The organism is Extibacter sp. GGCC_0201, assembly GCF_017566055.1.
Lineage (GTDB): Bacteria > Bacillota > Clostridia > Lachnospirales > Lachnospiraceae > Extibacter.
This window is the reverse complement of record NZ_JABFCH010000104.1, coordinates 1-238: the sequence shown is the minus strand read 5'-3', so window position 1 is coordinate 238 and position 238 is coordinate 1. Positions and strand designations below refer to the sequence as shown.

Here is a 238-nt window from a genome sequence, read left to right as displayed (position 1 = left end):
CTGTGGGGACACGTGTGGAGAGCACAAGCCGGGAACGGAAAGCCCGGCGCAAGCGGGGTAGGAGCGCTATAGGCAAATCCGTAGCGCAATCCGAAGACGTGACGCGTACCGAACTTAAAGTAGGGAAGTGTGTGAGCCATGCGTCAAGAAAAGCCGCTATCGTTCATATCGTACCCGTACCGTAAACCGACACAGGTAGATGAGGAGAGAATCCTAAGGCCGACGGGAGAAGCATTGT

The 238-nt window shown here is 55.5% G+C and carries 1 rRNA gene; it reads left to right on the top strand.

The features are described 5' to 3' along the window. Positions 1 to 238, top strand: a 23S ribosomal RNA gene (locus HJV72_RS18895); the annotation flags it as partial.